The organism is Hydrogenivirga sp. 128-5-R1-1 (assembly GCF_000171895.1).
The window spans coordinates 1-3,990 of record NZ_ABHJ01000058.1; the positions used below are offsets into that span (position 1 = coordinate 1).

General features: G+C 28.2%; 5 protein-coding genes. All 5 read right to left on the bottom strand.

Features of this window, described 5'->3' with window-relative positions; all coding sequences use genetic code 11:
• A partial coding sequence (fmt, locus tag HG1285_RS05570) for a methionyl-tRNA formyltransferase (protein WP_083793091.1) occupies nucleotides 1-531 on the bottom strand: 531 nt, incomplete at its 3' end.
• A 31-nt stretch (nucleotides 532-562) separates the two neighbouring features.
• Nucleotides 563-1,681: an MBL fold metallo-hydrolase gene (locus HG1285_RS17695; protein ID WP_008288363.1), complete on the bottom strand. Its 1,119-nt coding sequence runs from the start codon at nucleotides 1,679-1,681 to the stop codon at nucleotides 563-565.
• A 1-nt stretch (nucleotide 1,682) separates the two neighbouring features.
• Nucleotides 1,683-2,246, bottom strand: a complete 564-nt coding sequence (locus HG1285_RS05565; protein ID WP_008288364.1) for a PilZ domain-containing protein — start codon at nucleotides 2,244-2,246, stop codon at nucleotides 1,683-1,685.
• Between the two features lie 77 nt (nucleotides 2,247-2,323).
• Nucleotides 2,324-2,752: a hypothetical protein gene (locus HG1285_RS05560; protein ID WP_008288365.1), complete on the bottom strand. Its 429-nt coding sequence runs from the start codon at nucleotides 2,750-2,752 to the stop codon at nucleotides 2,324-2,326.
• Nucleotides 2,736-3,990, bottom strand: a 1,255-nt coding sequence (locus HG1285_RS05555; protein ID WP_008288366.1) for an EAL domain-containing protein, incomplete at its 5' end; no start/stop codon positions are given. The genes HG1285_RS05555 and HG1285_RS05560, both read right to left, overlap by 17 nt.

Consider the following 3,990-nt stretch of genomic DNA (forward strand, 5'->3'; position numbering starts at 1 on the left):
GTAAAGCTGTGCTCCTTCTTTTGCAAGTTTATCATGTAAAGAAACAATATCGTCTTCTTCTGTAATTTCAACTTCTTTGCAGGCATAAACATCTCCTGCATCAAGTTCTTCTGTAATCTCCATTATACAAACGCCGGTTTTTTCTTTACCTTCAAGTATTGCTCTGTGGATAGGCGCTGCTCCTCTAAATTCTGGAAGAAGTGATGCGTGAACATTTATGGTTTTATACTTTGGAAGTTCAATTATTTCTTTTGGCAGTATTTTTCCATAAGCAACTACAACAAATATATCTGGATTTAACTCTTTTAACTGGTTATAAAGCTCTTCATTATTTTTTACTTTTTCAGGCTGTAATACAGGAGTTCTTGCTTCCTGTGCAACAACTTTTACAGGAGGAGGTGTTAATCTTTTTCCTCTTCCTTTTGGTTTATCTGGCTGCGTTATAACAGCTAAAACTTTATGTTTAGAATTTAGAAGTGCTTTTAGACTTTCAGCAGCAAAATCTGGCGTTCCCCAGAAAACTATATTCAAATTTATCTCCTGACAAAAAATTGATAATTTATTATATAACCACATCAATTAAATTATCTATAAGCTCTTTAAGACCATTAGAGATTTCATTCAATTTAGATAACTCTTCCTTAGATATTCTTTTATCTTCTAAACTCTTTTTTAAAAATAAATGAAATTCTTTGTGTTTGTCTTCTATCTCAGAGATAGTTTTACAGATAATACTGTCTTTTTCACAGCATTTTGAATTGGATAAAGGATATATATACTTGTAAAATATTTTTCCAAAATCGCAATTTTTATGGGATAGATTTATTCTATCAATTTTATTTTCCTTTAGATTTAGTATATAAACATCATGAAGATTTCTTATTTGATATATTTTTTCTATAATAGAATCTGATAAAAATAAAGATTTTTTCCCATTATAAATTTCATCCAATATATCCACACCACATTTTAGGTTCTCTAAGAAATTCAATAAATCTTCAATATTTTCCTTTGAATAAACAGAGCCATGTTGAGGGACAATCATGTTTATGTCTAATTTTTTTAAAATGTTTTCTATATAAAAATTTAAAGCTTTACTTGAAGGTATGTACCTTTCATGAAATTTTTTTAATGAAGGGACTACACTCTGGAAATCCTTTACGAATATATCACTACTTTCTGAAGCCCCAAAGTCTCCGGAAAATAATATTTTTGACTCAGAATGATAAATGTGCACATTACCGCTGCTATGCAAAAAATGAGCAGGAAGCAGGTTTAAAATACTTCCATTTGCAAAAACTAAATCCATTCCCCCATCTGGTATAGGAGTTATTTTATCTAAATTTTCAATTTCAAGATGAGCCACAAACCTCATCCATACTCTTGGAAGAAAAAAATTAACATTATAACTTTCAATCCATAGATTTATTGAAGATGAAACATCAGGGTCTTGGTGTGTACCTATTACAAATGATAGAGCTGTATTTTCTTTTTCTAATATTTCATCTACTGTATATTTTAGCTCATAAAAAGTTTTTTTCCCTCCCGGGTCTATAAGACATGCTTCTTTATCTTCTATAATAAGAAGAGAATTTATACTCACTGCGGAAAAATCATAAAAGTCGGGTTTGAGTAAAAATGTTTTTTTATCCTCTTTCTCAAATAATTTTTCAACAATCATTTTAGCCCTCAAAAATCATTGTGTATTTATTTTTCAGCTCTTTTATTAATTTCATTTCCACTTCTGCCATATAAGAGGATATTATATCTTCTGTTTTACTATCCAATTCAAAATTGAAAATTAAATCTGAACCTTCCTTCCTAAATAATTTTCCTATTATTTCTAATTTTTTGTTTTTCAGCTTAAAAGATAACTTACATTCTTTATCTGTATTTATTTTTATCACTTCTGTTGTATTTATCCTGATTGCCTTAAGAGATAAATCAATAACATTCCCATGATAATAATTATCTTCGCATATTATATCAACAGGAACATACTCCTGAAATGCTACCCTCTTTACATTTCTTTTTGAAAAATCAAGGTCTGTTTCGGCAATTTCTATTACATTTAATCTTTTTTCCTGCATATCTATATTTACTTTACAGAGTATATCTGGAGTTTCTTCAAATTTAACAAATACTTCTTTGGTTTCATATGCGAGGGCTAACATTATATCCTTTACTCCAAGACTTACATAATTTCTTTCTAATTTTATATCTTTTGTAAAGACAGTAATAAGCATGTTTCTGTATAGTTGTTCAACTCTAATATTTCTTTTTTCTTCAGAATATTTTTTAAATAAATTGTAAATTTTAGTAGCTAAGAATATACTTTTATACTCTTTAACTTCTTTTTATTTTTCTTTACTTTCTGAGCTTTAAATTCTAAATATATACTGGAAATTTCTTCAAAGGAATTATCTATTTTATTTAACAGTTCCTTTAGCTGTCCCATTGATACTTCCTTTCTAAAAAGCTCATTGGAAAAATCAGAAATTAGTTTAAAAAATAATTTAGTTATATAAATATTCAAAGGTACTCCTGCATTGTATAGGTTCTTCAGACATGTTTTTAATTCTTTGTCTTTGGAAATATTTGTTTTTCTCAAAATAAGAGACCTATACAAATATCTTATTTCTTTTTCAAAGCTATCTGGATTTAGCTTTGAATAAACTTTTATACCAAATTTTCCTAATTTTACAAACTCTTCCTCATAATTTTTAAGAAATTCTTCATACTTTTTCTTCAAACTTCAACTCCCCTAACACCCCATTTATAACTTTCTTTTCATCTTCTATTTTTGTTTTTGGAGTTATTTCAAAAATTTCAGCTGATATTTCTACGGGAAAAATTTTATTCTTTTTAGATAGTTCTTTAGATAGGTTTAAAACTTTTCTTTCAATGCCTTTTGCGTTTTCCTTGCTTATTTCTGGGGCAGCTATTAAAAGTGTATGCTTATCCCATTTGACAAAAAGGTCAGTTATTCTCAGGTTGTTTGATATGCTTTCTGCAAAAATAAAAATATCATCATCAGGCACATTATTCTTTATATCTATTCTCAATATACTTAGATTCCTTTTGTATCTTTTTACTCTTGCAAGCTCCCTTTTTAACTGTTTCAAAAAGTACTCTTTGTTATAAAAATGTTCAAGCATAATAATTTCTGATAAAGGCTTAGGTTTACCTAAATAAAACCCCTGAGCATAGTCTATTCCAAGCTGTTTTACTGTTTTTAATATTTCCTCGTTTTCAATAAATTCAGCAACAGTTTTCAATCCTAAAGTTTTTGCCATTTTCACGACACTTTCAACTATATAAAAATTTTCTTTACTTTTATTTAAATCTTTTATTAGAGAGCCATCTATTTTCAAATAATTTATTACACCGCCTGTTGTAAGCTCTACAACAGTCTTTATGGAAGAATATCCAGAGCCAAAATCATCCAGAGCCATTTTAACATTAGAGTTTTTTACAAGATTTTTTAATTTATCAATATTATCTACAGCTATTTGCTCTGTTATTTCATATACACAATTACAAATGTCAGGCGTTAACTCTAAAAAATCCTTATCCTTAACAAATGGAGCAGAAATATTTATAAAAAGATTAAACCCTTCTAATTTATCTAAATTTCCTTTTAAATAATTAAGAACAGTTTTGTCAATTTCTACAATAAGTCCAGTTTTATAAGCCACATCTATGTAATCACCTGCCGGTAGGGCTCTACCGTTATCTTCTATCCTAAATAAAACTTCATAGGCAAAAATTTTACCTGTGTTTAAATCAAAAATAGGCTGAAAATATGGAACTATTTTTTCTTCTTTTATGGCAAATCCTAAGAAAATCTGTTTATCAAGTAGCTTTGCTACTTCAAGTTTTGAATCAATTTCCGGATTATACTCAACAATACCCCCTCTATTTTCTATTTTACCTCTATGTAAAACAATTTCTAATGTTTCTATTACTTCATCTGGTGAAGTAAAATTA

Excerpts from the sequence above, each read along its gene's own strand:
- HG1285_RS17695 (WP_008288363.1), bottom strand. The coding sequence starts at position 1,681 with ATGATTGTTGAAAAATTATTTGAGAAAGAGGATAAAAAAACATTTTTA.
- HG1285_RS05565 (WP_008288364.1), bottom strand. The coding sequence starts at position 2,246 with ATGCTTATTACTGTCTTTACAAAAGATATAAAATTAGAAAGAAATTAT.